Origin of the sequence: Burkholderia singularis (assembly GCF_900176645.1) — a bacterium.
GTDB lineage: Bacteria > Pseudomonadota > Gammaproteobacteria > Burkholderiales > Burkholderiaceae > Burkholderia > Burkholderia singularis.
Genome location: NZ_FXAN01000106.1, coordinates 117,594 through 134,476 on the forward strand (window position 1 = coordinate 117,594; position 16,883 = coordinate 134,476).

At 61.5% G+C, this 16,883-nt stretch carries 12 protein-coding genes and 1 pseudogene; 4 read left to right on the top strand and 9 right to left on the bottom strand.

The features are described 5' to 3' along the window. Positions 1-79: 79 nt before the first annotated feature. From BSIN_RS22065 to BSIN_RS22080, 4 genes are all read right to left on the bottom strand, one after another. On the bottom strand, positions 80-595 hold the full coding sequence (locus tag BSIN_RS22065) for an SET domain-containing protein (RefSeq protein ID WP_089341992.1): 516 nt from the start codon (positions 593-595) through the stop codon (positions 80-82). A gap of 220 nt (positions 596-815) precedes the next feature. Continuing rightward, the gene (locus tag BSIN_RS22070) at positions 816-1,928 is read right to left on the bottom strand and encodes an NADH:flavin oxidoreductase/NADH oxidase (protein WP_089341993.1); all 1,113 of its coding nucleotides are present in this window, start codon (positions 1,926-1,928) and stop codon (positions 816-818) included. Positions 1,929-2,102: 174 nt separating this feature from the next. Continuing rightward, entirely contained in the window at positions 2,103-2,813 is a 711-nt protein-coding gene (locus BSIN_RS22075; protein WP_089341994.1) for a glutamine amidotransferase, read from the bottom strand. Positions 2,814-2,856: 43 nt separating this feature from the next. Further along, positions 2,857-3,498, bottom strand: coding sequence for a MarR family winged helix-turn-helix transcriptional regulator (locus BSIN_RS22080; protein ID WP_089341995.1), 642 nt, complete (start codon positions 3,496-3,498; stop codon positions 2,857-2,859). Here BSIN_RS22080 and BSIN_RS22085 point away from each other — a divergent pair. Beyond that, positions 3,451-3,714, top strand: a pseudogene (locus tag BSIN_RS22085) (diguanylate cyclase). The gene BSIN_RS22080 and the pseudogene BSIN_RS22085 overlap by 48 nt on opposite strands. 303 nt (positions 3,715-4,017) lie before the next feature. Here the strand turns inward: BSIN_RS22085 and BSIN_RS22090 are convergent. The 3 genes from BSIN_RS22090 to mnmC form a co-directional block, all read right to left on the bottom strand. Further along, a complete protein-coding gene (locus BSIN_RS22090) occupies positions 4,018-5,133 on the bottom strand; it encodes a YbdK family carboxylate-amine ligase (RefSeq protein WP_089342020.1) in 1,116 nt (371 codons plus the stop codon). Positions 5,134-5,175: 42 nt separating this feature from the next. Next, positions 5,176-6,390, bottom strand: coding sequence for a cation:proton antiporter (locus BSIN_RS22095; protein WP_059517056.1), 1,215 nt, complete (start codon positions 6,388-6,390; stop codon positions 5,176-5,178). Positions 6,391-7,075: 685 nt separating this feature from the next. After that, positions 7,076-9,025, bottom strand: coding sequence for a bifunctional tRNA (5-methylaminomethyl-2-thiouridine)(34)-methyltransferase MnmC2/FAD-dependent 5-carboxymethylaminomethyl-2-thiouridine(34) oxidoreductase MnmC1 (mnmC, locus tag BSIN_RS22110; RefSeq protein WP_089341997.1), 1,950 nt, complete (start codon positions 9,023-9,025; stop codon positions 7,076-7,078). Between the two features lie 385 nt (positions 9,026-9,410). Here mnmC and BSIN_RS22115 point away from each other — a divergent pair, with 385 nt between their 5' ends. Further along, positions 9,411-9,689, top strand: a complete 279-nt coding sequence (locus tag BSIN_RS22115) for an HU family DNA-binding protein (protein WP_006401505.1) — start codon at positions 9,411-9,413, stop codon at positions 9,687-9,689. Positions 9,690-9,792: 103 nt separating this feature from the next. On the opposite strand, the gene BSIN_RS22120 is transcribed toward BSIN_RS22115, so the two are convergent. Continuing rightward, positions 9,793-11,106: a GTP-binding protein gene (locus tag BSIN_RS22120; protein ID WP_089342021.1), complete on the bottom strand. Its 1,314-nt coding sequence runs from the start codon at positions 11,104-11,106 to the stop codon at positions 9,793-9,795. A gap of 212 nt (positions 11,107-11,318) precedes the next feature. Continuing rightward, the gene (locus tag BSIN_RS22125) at positions 11,319-11,777 is read right to left on the bottom strand and encodes a lytic transglycosylase domain-containing protein (protein WP_156429512.1); all 459 of its coding nucleotides are present in this window, start codon (positions 11,775-11,777) and stop codon (positions 11,319-11,321) included. Positions 11,778-13,063: 1,286 nt separating this feature from the next. Between BSIN_RS22125 and gspD the strand changes: the two genes are divergently transcribed. Beyond that, positions 13,064-15,385 carry a type II secretion system secretin GspD gene (gspD, locus tag BSIN_RS22130; protein WP_089341998.1) on the top strand — a complete coding sequence of 774 codons (2,322 nt, stop codon included), beginning with the start codon at positions 13,064-13,066 and terminating at the stop codon, positions 15,383-15,385. Continuing rightward, positions 15,382-16,881 (top strand): type II secretion system ATPase GspE, encoded by a 1,500-nt coding sequence (gene gspE / locus BSIN_RS22135; RefSeq protein WP_089342022.1) that lies wholly within the window; start codon positions 15,382-15,384, stop codon positions 16,879-16,881. Before gspD ends, gspE begins: the two co-directional genes overlap by 4 nt. Positions 16,882-16,883: the final 2 nt, after the last annotated feature.

A 16,883-nucleotide genomic window follows, 5' to 3' on the forward strand; every position in this document is an offset into this window, starting at 1 on the left:
AACATGAAAACGCCCGCGCGGCGGCCAGCCCATCAGGTTGCACACGATTGCGCCGGCCGCCCGCAACCGTCTTCGCGTATCACGCCTTCTTTTTCTTCTTGTCCTTGCCGCCCTTCTTCGCCTTCTTCTTTTTCTTGCCGCTGTCGTCTTCCACTGCTGCGAGCAGCGTGCCTCGGCACGTCGGCGCACCGCAATGGCACGCATATTCACGCTTGAGCTTCTTCGTCAGGCGTGCGTCGATCACCAGTCCGTAGTCGTAGAACAGTTCCTCTTCCTCGCTGATGTCGCGCAACGCGCGAATGAACACCCGCCCGTCGATCTCCTCAGCCTCGCAGTTCGGCGCGCACGAGTGATTGATCCAGCGCGCGCTGTTGCCGTTGATCTTGCCGTCGATCACGCCGCCGTTGTCGAGTGCGAAGTAGAACGTATGATTCGGCTGATCCGGATCGTGCGGATGACGCCGCAGCGCCTCTTTCCACGAGATTCGTTCGCCCTTGTATTCGACCACGCGCTCCCCCGACTTGATCGGTACTGCGGCGAATACGCCCTTGCCGTGAACGCCGGAGAGGCGCACCACGATCCTGCGTGAACTCATCGAACGAATCCTTTGTGAGATAAGCTGAAATTGAAGCGATGCTCCGACACGGCAACGGGCCGCGCCGGTTCGCCCGCCCGCGCACCGTGCACGCGCTGCGCACACCGGCGAGCGGCGAATCATCGAATGCTACACGGTCAGGATTGCATCGTTCAACTCGAATGGAAATGCAATGCGCATCAATCGTTCGGCGCGGCGGCGATCGGCCGTTCGCCGCGCGTCAACGCTGCCCGAACGGCGCCTCGCCAAACAGCATCTTTTGATCGCGCGGTTGCGAGCGCCAGTATTGCGGCGGCGCGTCGACCGTCGCGCCGAGCTTGGCCGCCGCGTGCCAGGGCCAGCGCGGATCGTAAAGCATCCCGCGCGCCATCGCGACAAAATCGGCATCGCCCGTTTCAATCAGCCGATTTGCATGTTCGGGCTCCGAAATAAGGCCGACCGCGATCGTCGGCAAACCAACCGCGTGCCTGACGGCCTGCGCAAACGGCACCTGATAACCGGGCGACAGCGGAATCTTCTGCCGCGGCGACACGCCGCCCGATGACACGTCAATCCAATCGCATCCATGCTTTTTCAGTTCGTGCGCGAACGCAATCGTATCGTCAAGTTCCCAACCGCCCGGCACCCAGTCGGTCGCGGAGACTCGCACACCGACCGGACGGTCTTGCGGAAACGCCGCGCGTACGATATCGAAGATCTCAAGCGCAAAGCGCATCCGGTTTTCGCGCGAGCCGCCGTAGGCATCGGTGCGCTGATTCGCAAGCGGTGAAAGAAACTGGTGCAGCAGATAGCCATGCGCCGCATGAACTTCGATTGCATCGATGCCAAGACGCGCCGCGCGCCGCGCGGCCGCATCGAACGCACGTCGAATGCGCTCGAGCCCTGTCGCATCGAGCACGTGCGGGGGCGGCTCGTCTTCACGATGAGCCAGCCCGGACGGTGCGAATGGCCGCCAGCCGCCGGCTTCGGGCGCAATGAGCTTGCCGCCGTTCCACGGCACGTCGCTCGACGCCTTGCGGCCCGCATGCGACAGTTGGATCGCGACGCGAATCGGTGAATAGCGGCGGATCGCCGCCAACACGGGTTCGAGTGCCGCTTCGGTTGCGTCGTCCCACAAACCGAGATCGGCCGGGGAAATGCGGCCGTCCGGTTCGACCGCCGTCGCCTCGAGACACAACATTGCCGCGCCCGACAGCGCAAGGTGGCCGAGATGGATGAGGTGCCACGCGCCGGCCCTGCCATGCTCGGCCGAGTATTGGCACATCGGCGAGATCACGATGCGATTGGCAAGCGTCACGCCGCGCAGCGTGAATGGAGAAAACAAGGCGCTCATCGAATGGCCGCTCGCGAAATAGAGAACCCGATGAGATTAGCATGCGCTCAAACGGCTTGCCGGCCGCGACGCGGCAATGAACGGCGTGCGTGACAAGCGATGGGACACGCCAATCGGCGTGATTTCGTACTGCCTACATTGGCATTGGCGAGAACCGGCGGTCCGGCTACCTCGTCACAACCCGACTGAATCGAGCCACTCGCCAAACATCTTATGCGCCGCGCGTTCGAGCGTCGGTCCCAGTTGCGCCGCTGCTTCGCGCAAACGTTTGATATCGGTTCCAGGCGTAGCCGCGATCTCAGCGGCATGGCCGATCAGCCAAAGCTCGAAATGATCCACCCGGATTTCCGGATGACACTGCAGCGCGAGCACAGACGTGCCCCACGAGAAAGCCTGGTTGCGGCACGCCGGCGTCGATGCAAGATGAACCGCGCCTGCCGGCAGATCGAACGTGTCGCCATGCCAATGCAGCATCGACGTCAACGCACCGTCAACATGGCGCAGCGGCGACGCACGCCCCGCCTCCGTCAGCGCAAGCGGTGTCCAGCCGATCTCCTTGTGCGCCGCCGGATACACGTGTGCGCCAAGCGCGCGCGCGATCAACTGCGCACCGAGACACACGCCGAGCGTCGGCAATCCGGCATCGATGCGTTTGCCGATCAACTCGGCCAGCACACGGGTTGTCGGATACCGCGCATCGTCGTATGCGCCGATCGGCCCGCCGAGCACGACCAGCAGCGACGGCTCGAGCGCGTCGAGCGCCTCGATGCGCATGCTGCCGACGTCGACATATCGCACCCGGCGGCCGCGCTCGCCGAGCCCCCGTTCAAAACTGCCGAGATCCTCGAAATGCACGTGACGAACAGCAACGACTTCACCCTTCATCAGAGGCCTCCGGCTCGAACGGTATTGCGCTCGGCGCGCAGCATCAGGCCTGCGCGAAAATCTTCCAGGTCTTTTTCTGCGTTGCGACGTCCGCTTCCTCGTGCACCGTGCAATCGAGGCGCAAATCGGCGTCGGTCATCATCAGATCGAGCAGCGAGCAACGATATCCGAGCTTGCGCCCCTGCTTGCCCGGTTGGAAGTGCTTGCAAGTCACGCACATTCGATGCGGCGGAATATCGCCGTTGATTTGCAGCTCGCGCAATGTTTTCAGCAAAGTGCGATACAGCAAGCCTTGCTCGTCACTGCCGAGCGCGCCAATCGCCTTTGACAGAAAGTCCGGCCACTGCAGCGCTTTTTTTGCCGCCGTGCGGCCGCGCGCGCTCAAGCGCACGGCGAGCGCACGGCCATCGTCGAGCGCTCGACGCTTTTCGACGAGCCCCTTGTGCTCGAGCGTGCTTACCGCGTCGCTCGTCGTCGCCGCGGTCAATTGCGTTTCACGCGCGATCTCACCGAGACGCATCGGCCCCTTGCGCTGCAAAAGCAGCACAAGGATTTCACCTTGTGTTGGCGTCAGCCCCGCGCCTTCCGCCCAATCCCAGGCCTGGCTACGCATGGCCGTGCCCAACCGCAACAGACTGTGGGTCACGCGCCCCGCAGCCTGATTCCCGTAAACACCTTCGCTCATAGTCTTTTCGCTGTTGCCGGCCGTCTTCTTGAGGCGGCCGTTTGTGGGGAGACCAGGTCTCGGTCTCTGACTCAAAAAAACGGCGCGCCAGAACAGCGCGTCCGCCATGTTCGCCGCGAGGCACACGCTGCGAACCTGTACGCGGCTTCGGCTCCCGTCGGAGCCAACCTCCACGAAGCTGACATTCTAAGCGAGAGCGGAAAATCGCACAGCTAAGTTATCCCACTCAACCTGTGAACAACCGCTGAATAACAACTCGAACTGACTGTGCACCACTTCTTGACAACCCGGCTACCGACTGCGCATGGCCTCTTTCCATCCCGAACCATTCTCTGGCATCCCTTGTCCGATCCGCATTGTTGTCCAGTTCACAGGTCTTTGACTTTGCGGTGAAATCGAAGGTTATCCACAGAACTGCCCGGTGCTTGTTAACTATTACTACGTTTACATACGGTATACGGCTTAGTAAACCTACACCCGCCCGCACCGATCGTGTCCTCGATCAGAAAAACTGTTTTTTCACTCTCTCCATCGCAGACACTGTTGGCGCACTGTTTCGTTCAACGATTTTTCCTGCTTGAAAACCGTTCTCAACCATGTCGCATCGTTGACGCGCGCCTTCGCGAGCGCGCCGATCTCGTCGAGCGCCGCACGCGAGCCGAGCGCAGCGGCATGCGGCGCGATCCTGTCGAGCGTGTCGAGGATATCCTCCGCAATCGTTTGCCGTTCGCCTGTTTGCGGGTTGACGCAGGTGCCGTCGAGTCCGAATCGGCACGCTTCGAAACGGTTGAACGTATAGACGAGATAGTCGTCTTCGGAAAGCTTGAGCGGCCGGTCGAGCAGCAAATAGCGTGCGAGCGTTTGGATATAGCATGCGATCGCAGCAGCGCGATCGACAGACAGCGGCGTGTCCATCACGCGAACTTCAATTGTTCCGTAACCGGGCTTCGGGCGGATGTCCCAGTAGAAATCCTTCATGCTGTTGACGACGCCGGTGTTGACCATCTTCGTGAAGTATTCCTCGAAGTCGCTCCACGACAGCACGAAAGGCGCGCGGCCCGACAGCGGGAACGCGAATACGGAATTCAGGCGTGCAGAATGAAAACCAGTGTCGACGTTCTGCACATACGGCGACGATGCCGACAGCGCGATGAAGTGCGGAATGAAACGTGACATCGAGTGCAGCAGGAACAGCGCGCTGTCGGCATCCGGGCAGCCGATGTGCACGTGCTGGCCGAACACCGTGAACTGTTTTGCGAGATAGCCGTACAGCTCGGAGATGTATTGAAAGCGCGGTGCATCGAAGATCTGCCGCTCGCTCCACTGCTGGAAAGCGTGCGTGCCGCCGCCGCACAGGCCGACGTTGAGCTGGTCGGCCGCGCTGACGAGCGTGTCGCGAATCGCGTACAGTTCGCTCAATGCCTGATCGTGCGACCGGCATACGTCGGTCGACAGTTCGATCATGCTTTCGGTGATCTCGGGCGTGATGTTGCCGGGAAACTTCGCATCCTTGATGAGCCGCATCAGATCAGACGACGCTTTCGTCAGATCGTAGTTGTGCGTGTTGACGATCTGGATTTCAAGCTCGACGCCGAACGTGAACGGTTCGGAATTGACGAAGGTTTCGAGTGCCATGACGAGTTCCGGATAACGAAGCAAAAAAACGCGCGGCGCGGATCAATTGGCATCGCGCCGCTCGCCGACGGTCGACAAACTGCGATAGACGAAAAGCGGCCCCACCAGTTGCAGCACGACAATCGTGCACATGATGACCTCGCGCAGCAGCGGGTCGAAATTCGGGTAGAGCTGGTAAGTATCGTCGACGAGCAGGTACGCGAGCGCGGACATCGGCACGAGCGAAAAACCAAGCGCGACGCCCTGCTTGACGCCGAGTCCGCTTGGCTTGGCGAACGCGAGCACGCCGACGAGTTTCGCGACGAAGCGCGTGACGATCAGCGCGGCCGCAATGACGCCGCCCGTCACTACGTCGTGCCATTCGAACGACGTGAGCGTCAGCACGAACAGGATGACGGTCAGCAGCCAGCCGGCCGTGCCGAAATGCTCGGGCCAAAGCTGCGGCCGCGCTTCGAGATTCTTCACGATGATGCCGGCCAGCAGCAGTGTCAGCATGGTCGACAGTTTCAGCGCCTGAGCGACCGCGATCGCAAGCACGACGAGCCCGAACAGTGCCACGAACGAGTGCTCGTCGCGCATCGTCGACGTAACGTGCCTGAACAGGAAATTGCACGCGCGCGCAAACAGATACGCGACGATAAGCGAGCCGGCAAGCAAATAGATCGGCTGCAGGATCGTTGCGAACACATTGCCGTAGGCTTCCTGATGCAGCCAGCTCGTGACGAGTTTCGTCAGGACCACTGCATAAACGCTGTTCAGCGCCGACAGCGTGATAAGCCGCTGCGACACCTGCCCTTCCGCGCGCAGTTCCGTCTTCAACTGGATCACCATTGCGGGCGATGTCGAAATCGCGACCGCGGCGACCACGATCGCGATCATTCCGGGCACCTTGAGCAGCAACAACACCGCGAGCACGAGTACGAACGTAAGCGTGGCCTCCGCAAGGCTTGAAGCGATCAACCACGGATTACGGCGGATCCAGCGCAGATCGAGACGGCTGCCGAGTTCGAACAACAACAATCCGAGCGCGACATTGATGAGCAGCCGCAACGTGTCGTCGGTGCTCGCGTCGATCACACCGAAGCCGAATGAGCCGGCGATGAGTCCGATCACCGCATAACCGGTGATTCGCGGCAAGCGCCACGCGCGATAGCAAAGCTCGCCACACAGGCCCGCCGCGAAAAGCGCGAAACCGGCCCAGAAAACCGCATCCGGGGCGAGCGGCCAATTGGGTAGAAACGAAAACGCTGACTTCATCGTGGTGACTTCTCCTTTGGAAGGCAACCTCCTCCGGCGACGCGGATCGAGCGAGTCGAGCGAATGATGCGCGCTGAATGCGGTTGCCCGGTTGTTCGTTGTTCCGGATGACCGGCAGGACATGGGGTAAGCCCGCGCCGCCGATAGCAGCGTGATGCTCAGTCGGGCCTTGACCGATCTGGGGTCGGCCTGGCGTGTGTGAATGGAAAGCGCGCTCGACTATCAGATTCGGATTCGCGCCGACCGTTCCGTTGATGCAAGCGTGGCAAAACGCCATGACCTGCGTGAAGGTGACCGATTGTGCCACAGCTGTTGCGGTCCGGTCCGGATTTGGTGCAGCCGGCCAGGCGCGCAAGCAGTGGATGTCTTAAGGGTTGTGGTTTACCTGTATATATATGTAGTAGAAGTTAACAAACCACGCAAATTTCTGTGGATAACCCAGGTTTACATAAGCAGATCATCGGCTTGCATCTCGTATAACCGACTGTGCAGCCTGTTTGCCCGCACAGTGTTTCGATGAACAACTTTTCGGTTTCTGTGCGGTTCTGCCAAGTTACCCCGTTTACGTCCACATTGATTGCACAGCAATCGAGTATTTATTTCACTGGGTTATTCACATGAATGGGTGGATAACTCGATTGCCTACCTGTGTGCGGCCCAGGTGACGGTGATCAAACGGCCGTGCCTATAACCGCCCGTGCCGCAATGCGCGGAGCAGGAAGCGGGCCGGATCGATAGCCTCGGCGAGTTCGCGCTCGAGCGGCCACGGTTCCCCTTCGATTTGCGAAGCGATCAATTCCGCGCCTAAGGCTGCCCAGACGAGCCCGCGCGAGCCGTAGCCGAAAGCGCCATACAAGCCCGTGGCGCGCGGCACGTCGCGAAGTTGCGCGCCTGTCAGTGCGGCGGCATTCAGGCCGGCCGCAGCCTCGTCGGCAAGCTCGCCGATGAGCGGCAGCCGGTCGCTAGCAACGCAGCGAAAGCCGACGCGGCCGGCGAGCTTGCCGGGTGCGGTGGCCGTGGAGAAGGCCGGCAGCAATCGTTGGAGCCGTGCCAGGTTGTCGCGGTGGCTTGCGTCGTTTGTGGCGAGGTCTGCGTTGTCGGGTTCGTATGTCGCGCCCGTGAGCGTCGTGCCATTGGCCAGTGGCACGACATAGCCGTCGCCGATCACGGGTACCGGCACGGCGGGCGCGATGCCTGCCGGCAGCAGCGTGAGCTGGCCGCGCACGCGTTGCGTCGGCGCATGCCGAACGCCGGCGACGCGGGCGGCGTCGCCGGCGTTCGCGACGATTGCGACGCTCGCCTGTGCGAGGGCCGCACCGGCCGTGTCGAGTGCGTGCCAGCGACCATCCGCGCTTTGCTGAAGCCGCGCCACATCAGCGCAGACGACTCGCGCTTGCGCCGCAGCGCATTGCGCGATGGCAAGCGCTGCCGGGTCGACCGAGCCGCCTTGCGGGAAAAACCAGCCGCCATGATCGACGCGCGTTTGCAATAGCGTTTGCGCACTGTCGTGCGACAACGCCGATGCGAGTTCGCTTGGCACATCGAGCGCGGCGAGGCTGTTGCACATCCGCTCGTATTCGTCGGCCGACGACGCAAGCTGTACGAGCCCGCTTCGGCTGCGGGCGAACGTATGGCCCGCGCATTCGAGCGCGCGCCAGCGCGTGAGTGCGTAGAAGAAGCCCGCGCGCGACAGACGGGCCGCGAGGTTGTCATCTCGCGCGATCATCGGGTGGAATACGCCGGCGGGATTGCCGGATGCTTCGCTGGCGAGCGAGGCGTGCCGCTCGATGAGCGTCACGCGCCAGCCGCGTGCGGCGAGCCGCTCGGCAATCGCGCAACCGGCAAGCCCGGCGCCGATCACGAGCGCATCGCGTGTGCCGGTGGCGAATGCGCGTGGGGGCTCGTGACGGCGCACGCGCCAGCGCGGCGCGAATTCGCCGACGAGCATCTCGCGTTTGCTGGCGAAGCCCGCGACTTTCCGGCACGCGAAGCCTGCTTCGTCGAGTGCACGCCTGACGGCGCTCGAGCTTGTATAGGTGGCGAACGTCGCGCGCTCGTCGGCGAGCCGCGCCAGCGATTTGAAGATGCTGGCTGACCATAAATCCGCGTTTTTTGACGGTGCAAAGCCATCGAGATAAAACGCATCCGCACGTAGCACGAGCGACGGAAGCATGTCGAGCGCGTCGCCGAACGCGAGCGTGAGCGTAACGCGGCCATCGTCGAATTCGAGCCGATGCAGGCCCGGCGTAAGTACGGGCCACGCGCTCGCGAGTGCGTCGGCGAGCAGTGCAGTGGTTGTATGCGCAACGATATGCGCAGCGGCGCGCCGAAGATCGTCGCGCGTGAATGGATGCTTCTCGACCGATACGAAGTGAAGACGCTCGCAGCGTGACGGATCGTCGCGCCACGCGGCCCAGGTCGCGAGAAAATTGCATCCGATGCCGAAACCTGTCTCGACGATGGTGAAAGTTTGCCGGCCGCGCCAACGTTGAGGCAGGCCGTTGCCGCGCAGAAATACGTGGTCGGCCTGCGCGAGCGCGCCGGCCGCGCTGTGATAGATGTCGCCGTACCGCGGTGAAACGATGGTGCCGTCTTCGCGGACGACGAGCGTAGCGGGAACGATTCGGTCTGGCATGCGAAACAAATGGAAAGCGCAAGGCGCGCAAAGCCTTGTCCCGCCTGGCGTTGGCAAAAACCAACGGGGCGGCGCGCAGGCCGAGGACGACCCGCGGCAAAGCCGGCTTGCGCAGTTCGAAAACCGCGCGGCGCGCGGCGTGTACGTCAAAATTTACTCGAAATTCTTTGAAACCCTTGTCGTTATTGGGTTTGCGCTGCGCTATCATAGCAAGCGCCGTATCGCGGAGCGGCCGAAAGGCCCGCCCGGCGGTGCGTTGCGCGGCGCAGTACTTCTGCGCTGTGCCGTTGCCACACGCTGTAGACGGTGTAGACGGCACGGTTCGCGCACGTATAATCGGCGCGTTCGCGCTGTACGTGTCAACCCAACCTGGAAAGGAACCTTAATGAACAAACAGGAACTGATCGACGCCGTCGCCGCCCAAACGGGCGCCAGCAAGGCTCAAACCGGCGAAACGCTGGACACGCTCCTCGAAGTGATCAAGAAAGCTGTGTCGAAAGGCGACGCAGTTCAACTGATCGGCTTCGGCAGCTTCGGTTCGGGCAAGCGCGCTGCGCGTACTGGCCGCAATCCCAAGACGGGCGAAACCATCAAGATCCCGGCAGCCAAGACGGTCAAGTTCACGGCTGGCAAGGCGTTCAAGGACGCGGTGAACAAGCGCTGAGACGAGCTGTTCGCGAACGAGAACCCGCTGTAATCAGCGGGTTTTTCTTTTGGGATGCAGCTTTTTTGCTACGCTGCCTGCGCATTTTTTCAATCTTTGACGATCAGTGCCGATGCACGATTTCAGCATCGTGGCCGTGATCGTCGTCGTGATCATGATGGTCATGATCATCATGGTCGTCGATGTCCCATGCAGGGAATGGATCGGTATAGGCCGCCCATGCCTGCTCGCCCGCCGCATATTCGGCATCGGTCAGCAGGCATGCGTCGAACTTCGCACGCCATGCGGCCGCGTCGATTCCCACGCCGATCAGCACGAGTTCCTGCCGACGATCGCCGATCGACGTGTCGGCAAGATCGCCGTGCCAGTCGGCGACAATCTCGTCGTACAGTTCGTCGCCCGCCTCCGGCCATTCGGCACGATCCTGCGCAGCCCACCAGTGCCCGGCCGGACCGTGCCGGCATACGCCGCCCGCCTGCGACAGCGAGCCGGCAAGGTCATTGCGTGTCGCAAGCCAAAAAAAGCCTTTGCTGCGCAGCACGCCGTTCCAGGTTTCATGCAGCAACGCCCAGAACCGCTGCGGGTGGAACGGCCGGCGGGCACGATAGACGAAGTGGCCGATGCCGTATTCGTCGGCCTCGCTGTGCGCATGCGTATGGCCTTCGCTATCTTCGTGATCGCGATGTTCGAGCGACGTCAACCAGCCCGGCGCATTGGCGGCTGCCTCGAAGTCAAAGCGTCCGGTATCGATCATTTCCGTGAGCGGCACGTCGCCAAAGCGGCTGACGACCTGCCGCGCGCGCGGATTGAGTCGCGCGAGAATGCGCTGCAGGCGCGCAAGCTCGTTAGCGTCGACGAGATCGGCCTTGTTGACGACGAGCACGTCGCAGAACTCGATCTGCTCGATCAACAACTCGACCAGCGTGCGGTCGTCGTCGTCGGTCGCGCCGAGGCCGCGTTCGGCGAGCCCGTCGTCGCGTGCGTAATCACGCAGGAAGTTGAAGGCGTCAACGACGGTGACCATCGTGTCCAGGCGGGCGAGATCGGCGAGCGTCGAGCCGTCGTCGTCTACGAACGTGAATGTCTCGGCGATCGGCATCGGCTCGGCAATGCCGGTTGATTCGATCAGGATCGCGTCAAAGCGGTTTTCGGCTGCAAGGCGTCGGATTTCGACGAGCAGGTCGTCGCGCAGCGTGCAACAAATGCAGCCATTCGACATCTCAACGAGGCGCTCCTCGACGTGTGACAGCGCAGCGGCATCGCGCACGAGCGTGGCGTCGATGTTGACGGCGGCGAGATCGTTGACGATCACGGCAACCTTGAGGCCGGCGCGATTCGCGAGGATGTGATTGAGCAACGTGGTCTTGCCGGCGCCGAGAAAGCCGGACAGCACGGTGACGGGCAACGGCTGGTTCATTGCGGTGCGCACCCATGAAAAAGCGGAAAGCGAGCCGCCGCGCGCCATGAAAACGGGGCGGCACCGGCGCTGTGGCCGGCGCGCGCAAGCGGCGGGAAAAGCCGCATTGTGCATCAAATATTGATGGCTGGATTCGCGAGGCGGCGGTGGATTATGGCTTCGGCCTTGCCGATCGGATTGGCGTTCGCTCAGTTCGACTCGGTTTTGCCCATTCAGCGCTGCGCTTGCTGCGAAGGGATCAGTTTCCACTGCGTCAGGATATCGAAGATCTGCTTCGCATACTTGTCGCGCAGCGACGGGGTCTCGGAGTGGTATGCACCGACCGCCTGCCACGTATTGCCGTACTTATTCATCATGCGGCGCAGATGCCACGCGGCAATATAGACATTCTTGCACGGCTCCATCAGCGTGTCTTTCGTGATTCCGTAGCGGGACAACACCGGCAGATGGACCGAGTTGATCTGCATGATGCCGTAGTCGATCGAACCGTTCGTATTTTTGTTGAGCGCGTCCGGGCGGTTGTGTGACTCTTGCCAAGCGATCGCGCGCAGGATCAGTGGGTTGACTTGGTGGTATCGCGCGGCGCTGTCGTAGCAATCGGCATAAGCCGGCGCGCTGACGAGCCATGCGCCGAACAAGAATACCGAGGCTAGGAGCGGTCGCATCGTTATCGAAAAATAAGAGTTCGGGAAAAGAGGCTAAAAAGAGCCAACTAGTATCCAACTAGGGGGCTATTTGCTTTTTCCTGGCAAGGGCGAAGCGTTTTCGGATCGTATCATACCTGCCGCCCGGCGGGCTGCCTGCCGTTTGTTCGGGGGGCGGAAATTTTTTCGCATATTTTGAAAAAATTTCATTTGCCGATTTAAACGAGGATTAACTTTAGGTATTGGTAAATGGGTGTGAATTCACTCGATTTTATTTGGATTAAATTTTTTGGTATTGGATAATTTTTGTATTAATTTAAAATGGATTTTTAATGGATTTAGCGTAATCTGATTGGTCATTTTTAAATATAAAAGGGTGATTTTTCGTCATGTTTTTCCATCGCTTGGGCAGTAATATTGATGTGCCTGTAAAAAGGTGTGGAAGCAAGATATAGCGGATTTGCAGGGCCAGACGGATTGATGCGGGGATGGTGCGCGATCAGGATTTTTGACAAGGCGGAATGAATTCCATGCCTGTCATGATTGGTGAATTTGTCAATGGAATGCATTGTGGGTCACAGGATAATTAAAGGATTTTGGCGAAGTAATCCACAGGCCCATCTGGTTTGACTTGGATACGAAAAGCCATTGCCGAGAGATGGTGATTTCGAGAGGCGGAAATTTTGCCGGCAGCGGTTGGAACAATCAAAAAGCCAATTGGCTCTTCAAGAAGACAGGCGATTCGCACTGGATTTGTTGCTCATGGGAAGGAACCGGCGCCACACCGTCATGGCTGCGGAGTGGCCGTGCAGGGATATTGTCTGCGTCAACAATACCAATGCGGGCTGCGAACCGGCTTTCTTTCAAAAAGAATATGTATTATTTACATATTTATTGTCGCGACGGAAATGAGGGGTGGGAAAACCCGCACGCGGTTTTCGCCCGGCATCCTGCTGGCGGCCCGTATCATATCCGCACAACGGGTTGCGTCGATGTGACAAGCAGCCGTGCGGCCTGTAACCGCCCGTGCCGTTGTTGGTTCGGACTGCTATCAGGCCGGTTGCGCCGCAGTTGCGAGACGGCCTTGCCGCGGGCTACTTGCCTGTTCGGTTCGAGCTTCGTATGCGGTCCGGCAAGAAACCTTACATTTTCCATGCGGAGCGTGCTCCCGATTGTTTTTATGGCATAAGTGAGACAGCCCTCAGTCGAATGTGATATTTCGGACATGAAAAACTGCTAATGTCTGCTCTTTTGATATCGACCTTATGTAATACCGTCGGACACGGCCGCCGCCGGCATTGATCCATCACTCCATGACAAGAACTCGCTTTGTTTTGCGACGCGTCGCAACGGCGCTCATCGTTGCCGGCATTGTCGCCGCTCAGGCCGCTCATGCTCAGGTCACGCTGAATTTCGTCAATGCGGACATCGACCAGGTCGCCAAGGCGATCGGCGCAGCCACGGGTAAGACGATCATCGTCGATCCGCGTGTCAAGGGGCAGTTGAACCTGGTGTCGGAGCGTCCGGTGCCCGAGGATCAGGCATTGAAGACGCTGCAATCGGCGTTGCGGATGCAGGGTTTCTCGCTGGTGCAGGACCACGGCGTGTTGAAGGTCGTGCCGGAGGCGGACGCGAAACTGCAAGGCGTGCCTACCTATATCGGCAATGCGCCGCAGGCGCGCGGCGACCAGGTGGTCACGCAGGTCTTCGAGTTGCGTAACGAGTCGGCGAACAACTTGCTGCCGGTGCTGCGGCCGCTGATCTCGCCGAACAATACGATCACCGCCTACCCGGCCAACAATACGATCGTCGTCACCGATTATGCCGACAACGTGCGGCGCATCGCGCAGATCATCGCGGGCGTCGACGGCGCGGCGGGTGCACAGGTGGCCGTGGTGCCGCTCAAGAATTCGAACGCGATCGACGTGGCCACGCAGCTCTCGAAGCTGCTCGATCCGGGCGCGATCGGCAACACCGACGCGACATTGAAGGTGACGGTGCAGGCGGACCCGCGCACTAACGCCCTGCTGTTGCGCGCGTCGAACAAATCGCGGCTCGCGGCGGCCAAGAAGCTCGCGCAGCAGCTCGACTCGCCGAGCGGCGTGCCGGGCAACATGCACGTGGTGCCGCTGCGCAACGCGGATGCGGTGAAGCTGGCGAAGACGCTGCGCGGGATGCTCGGCAAGGGCGGCGACAGCGGCTCGTCGGCAAGCTCGAACGATGCGAATTCGTTCAATCAGAACAGCAGTTCGTCGTCGAGCGGCTCGAATTTTTCGACGGGCATGTCGGGCACGCCGCCGCTGCCGTCGGGGCTTTCGTCGGGATCGACGGGCAGCGGCGGGTCGGCTAGCTCGAGCGGCGGGCTCGGCACCGCGGGGCTTCTGGGCGGCGATAAGGATAAGGGTGATGACAATCAGCCGGGCGGGATGATCCAGGCGGACGCAGCGACGAACTCGCTGATCATCACCGCGGCGGACCCGGTGTATCGAAACCTGCGGGCGGTGATTGACCAGCTCGACGCGCGGCGCGCTCAAGTGTATATCGAGGCGTTAGTGGTCGAGTTGCAGGCGACGACGCAAGGCAATCTCGGGATCCAGTGGCAGATCGCAAACAATGCGCTTTATGCGGGCACTAATCTGGTTACGGGACAGAGCGGGCTCGGCAACAGCATCGTCAACCTGACGGCGGGGGCGCTGACCGGTCAAGCCGCTGGCCAGAGCGGCACGCTGGCGTCGCTGGGCAATATTACGGGCGGCCTGAATATCGGTTGGCTGCGCAACATGTTCGGTGTGCAAGGGCTTGGCGGCCTGTTGCAGTTCTTCGCTGGCTCAAGTGATGCGAACGTGCTGTCGACGCCGAATCTCGTCACGCTCGACAACGAGGAAGCGAAGATCGTCGTCGGTCAGAATGTGCCGATTCCGACGGGCTCGTATTCGAACCTGACCAGCGGCACGACAGCCAATGCGTTCAACACGTATGACCGGCGCGATGTCGGCCTGACGCTGCACGTGAAACCGCAAATCACCGAGGGCGGCATCCTGAAACTGCAGTTGTATACGGAAGATTCGGCGGTGGTGCCCGGTACGAATACGGCATCCCCCAATTCGCCAGGCCCGACGTTCACGAAACGCTCGATTCAGTCGACCGTGCTGGCCGACAACGGCGAGATCATCGTGCTGGGCGGATTGATGCAGGACAACTATCAGGTATCGAACAGCAAGGTGCCGCTGTTAGGCGACATTCCGTGGATCGGCCAGTTGTTCCGCTCGGAAGGTAAGACTCGCCAGAAAACCAACCTGATGGTGTTCTTGCGTCCCGTGATCATCAACGATCGCGAGACTGCACAGGCCGTGACCGCAAACCGCTACGACTACATTCAAGGCGTATCGGGCGCATACAAATCGGATAACCGCGTGATCCGCGACAAGGATGACCCGGTGGTGCCGCCGATGCCGATTGGTCCGAGCCAGGGCGGCTCGCCGGCGATGAATCTGTTCGATCTGGACCAAATGCGGCGCTCGCAGGCGTGGCCGCCGAAGCCGGGAAGCGGCGCGGCCGCCCCTGCCCCGGCGCCGGCCAATGCAGCGCCCTCGAGCGCTTATCCGCCGGCCGGAGCGCCTGGAGCGCAGCCATGACCGAAGCACTCGCCACCGCTGCCGCCGCCGCCGCGTCCGGCGAACGGGCCGCACCGTCGCCGCTCGCCGCGCGGCTGCTGCCGTATGGGTTCGCGAAGGCCGGTCAGATTCTGGTCGCGCATCAGCACGCGGACGCGCTCGAAGTATGGATCAGCGAGCGCACCAACACCGCGGCGCTCGCGGAGATCGCGCGCAACTTCGGTGCCATCTCCGCCGTGCGCGTGCCGGCCGACGAACTCGCGCTCGCGATCAATCAAGCATACGCAAGGCAGGACGGCAGCGCGGCGCAAATCGTCGGCGAGGTGGAGGGCGAAGTCGATCTGTCGCGGTTGATGCAGGATATCCCCGAGGTCGAGGATCTGCTTGAATCGGAAGACGATGCGCCGATCATCCGAATGATCAACGCGCTCCTGACGCAGGCCGCGCGCGAGCAGGCATCGGACATTCACATCGAGCCGTTCGAGAACGCGTCGGTGGTGCGGTTCCGGGTCGATGGCACGTTGCGCGACGTGGTGCGGCCGAAAAAGGCGCTGCACGGCGCGTTGATTTCGCGCATCAAGATCATGGCGCAGCTCGACATCGCGGAAAAACGGCTGCCGCAGGACGGCCGCATCACGCTGCGCGTGGGCGGGCGGCCGGTGGACGTGCGGGTGTCGACGCTGCCAACCGGGCATGGCGAACGGGCGGTGCTGCGTCTGCTCGAGAAAGACGCGCAGCGGCTGAACCTCGAAGCGCTTGGCATGGGACGGGATACGCTCACCCAGTTCGACAAGCTGATTTCGCGGCCGCACGGGATCGTGCTGGTGACCGGCCCGACAGGCTCGGGCAAGACCACGACGCTGTATGCGTCGATGTCGCGGCTCGAGACGGCGACGACCAATATCATGACGGTGGAGGATCCGATCGAGTACGACTTGTCCGGAATCGGGCAAACGCAGGTGAACGAACGGATCGGCATGACGTTCGCGCGTGCGCTGCGTTCGATTTTGCGGCAAGACCCGGACGTGATCATGATCGGCGAAATCCGCGATCTGGAAACGGCGCAGATCGCGGTGCAGGCGTCGCTCACCGGCCACCTGGTGCTTGCGACGCTGCATACGAACGATGCGGCCTCGGCGGTGACGCGGTTGACCGACATGGGCGTGGAGCCGTATCTGCTGGCGTCGTCGCTGCTGGGCGTGCTCGCGCAGCGTCTGGTGCGGCAGCTGTGCCCCGCGTGCAAGGAAGAGCGGCACGAGGACGGCCGCTCGGTCTGGCATCCGGTGGGATGCGACAAATGCGGGCACTCGGGCTATACGGGCCGGCGCGGCGTCTACGAGCTGTTAGTGGTGGACGAAGCGATCCGCACGCTGATCCACCGCAACGCGGCCGACGCGGAGATTCTCGCCACCGGCCGGGCAAGCGGAATGCGCACGCTGCGCGACGATGCGCAGCGCTGGCTTGCCTCGGGCGCGACGTCGCTCGAAGAAGTGCTTCGGGTGACAGGAGGCGCGTAGCG

What these genes read in the sequence shown, in the direction of transcription:
- BSIN_RS22065 (WP_089341992.1), bottom strand. Translation starts at nt 595, where the DNA reads ATGAGTTCACGCAGGATCGTGGTGCGCCTCTCCGGCGTTCACGGCAAG.
- BSIN_RS22075 (WP_089341994.1), bottom strand. Translation starts at nt 2,813, where the DNA reads ATGAAGGGTGAAGTCGTTGCTGTTCGTCACGTGCATTTCGAGGATCTC.
- gspE (WP_089342022.1), top strand. Translation starts at nt 15,382, where the DNA reads ATGACCGAAGCACTCGCCACCGCTGCCGCCGCCGCCGCGTCCGGCGAA.
- BSIN_RS22090 (WP_089342020.1), bottom strand. Translation starts at nt 5,133, where the DNA reads ATGGCACTCGAAACCTTCGTCAATTCCGAACCGTTCACGTTCGGCGTC.
- BSIN_RS22080 (WP_089341995.1), bottom strand. Translation starts at nt 3,498, where the DNA reads ATGAGCGAAGGTGTTTACGGGAATCAGGCTGCGGGGCGCGTGACCCAC.
- BSIN_RS22120 (WP_089342021.1), bottom strand. Translation starts at nt 11,106, where the DNA reads ATGAACCAGCCGTTGCCCGTCACCGTGCTGTCCGGCTTTCTCGGCGCC.
- BSIN_RS22115 (WP_006401505.1), top strand. Translation starts at nt 9,411, where the DNA reads ATGAACAAACAGGAACTGATCGACGCCGTCGCCGCCCAAACGGGCGCC.
- BSIN_RS22070 (WP_089341993.1), bottom strand. Translation starts at nt 1,928, where the DNA reads ATGAGCGCCTTGTTTTCTCCATTCACGCTGCGCGGCGTGACGCTTGCC.
- BSIN_RS22095 (WP_059517056.1), bottom strand. Translation starts at nt 6,390, where the DNA reads ATGAAGTCAGCGTTTTCGTTTCTACCCAATTGGCCGCTCGCCCCGGAT.
- gspD (WP_089341998.1), top strand. Translation starts at nt 13,064, where the DNA reads ATGACAAGAACTCGCTTTGTTTTGCGACGCGTCGCAACGGCGCTCATC.
- mnmC (WP_089341997.1), bottom strand. Translation starts at nt 9,025, where the DNA reads ATGCCAGACCGAATCGTTCCCGCTACGCTCGTCGTCCGCGAAGACGGC.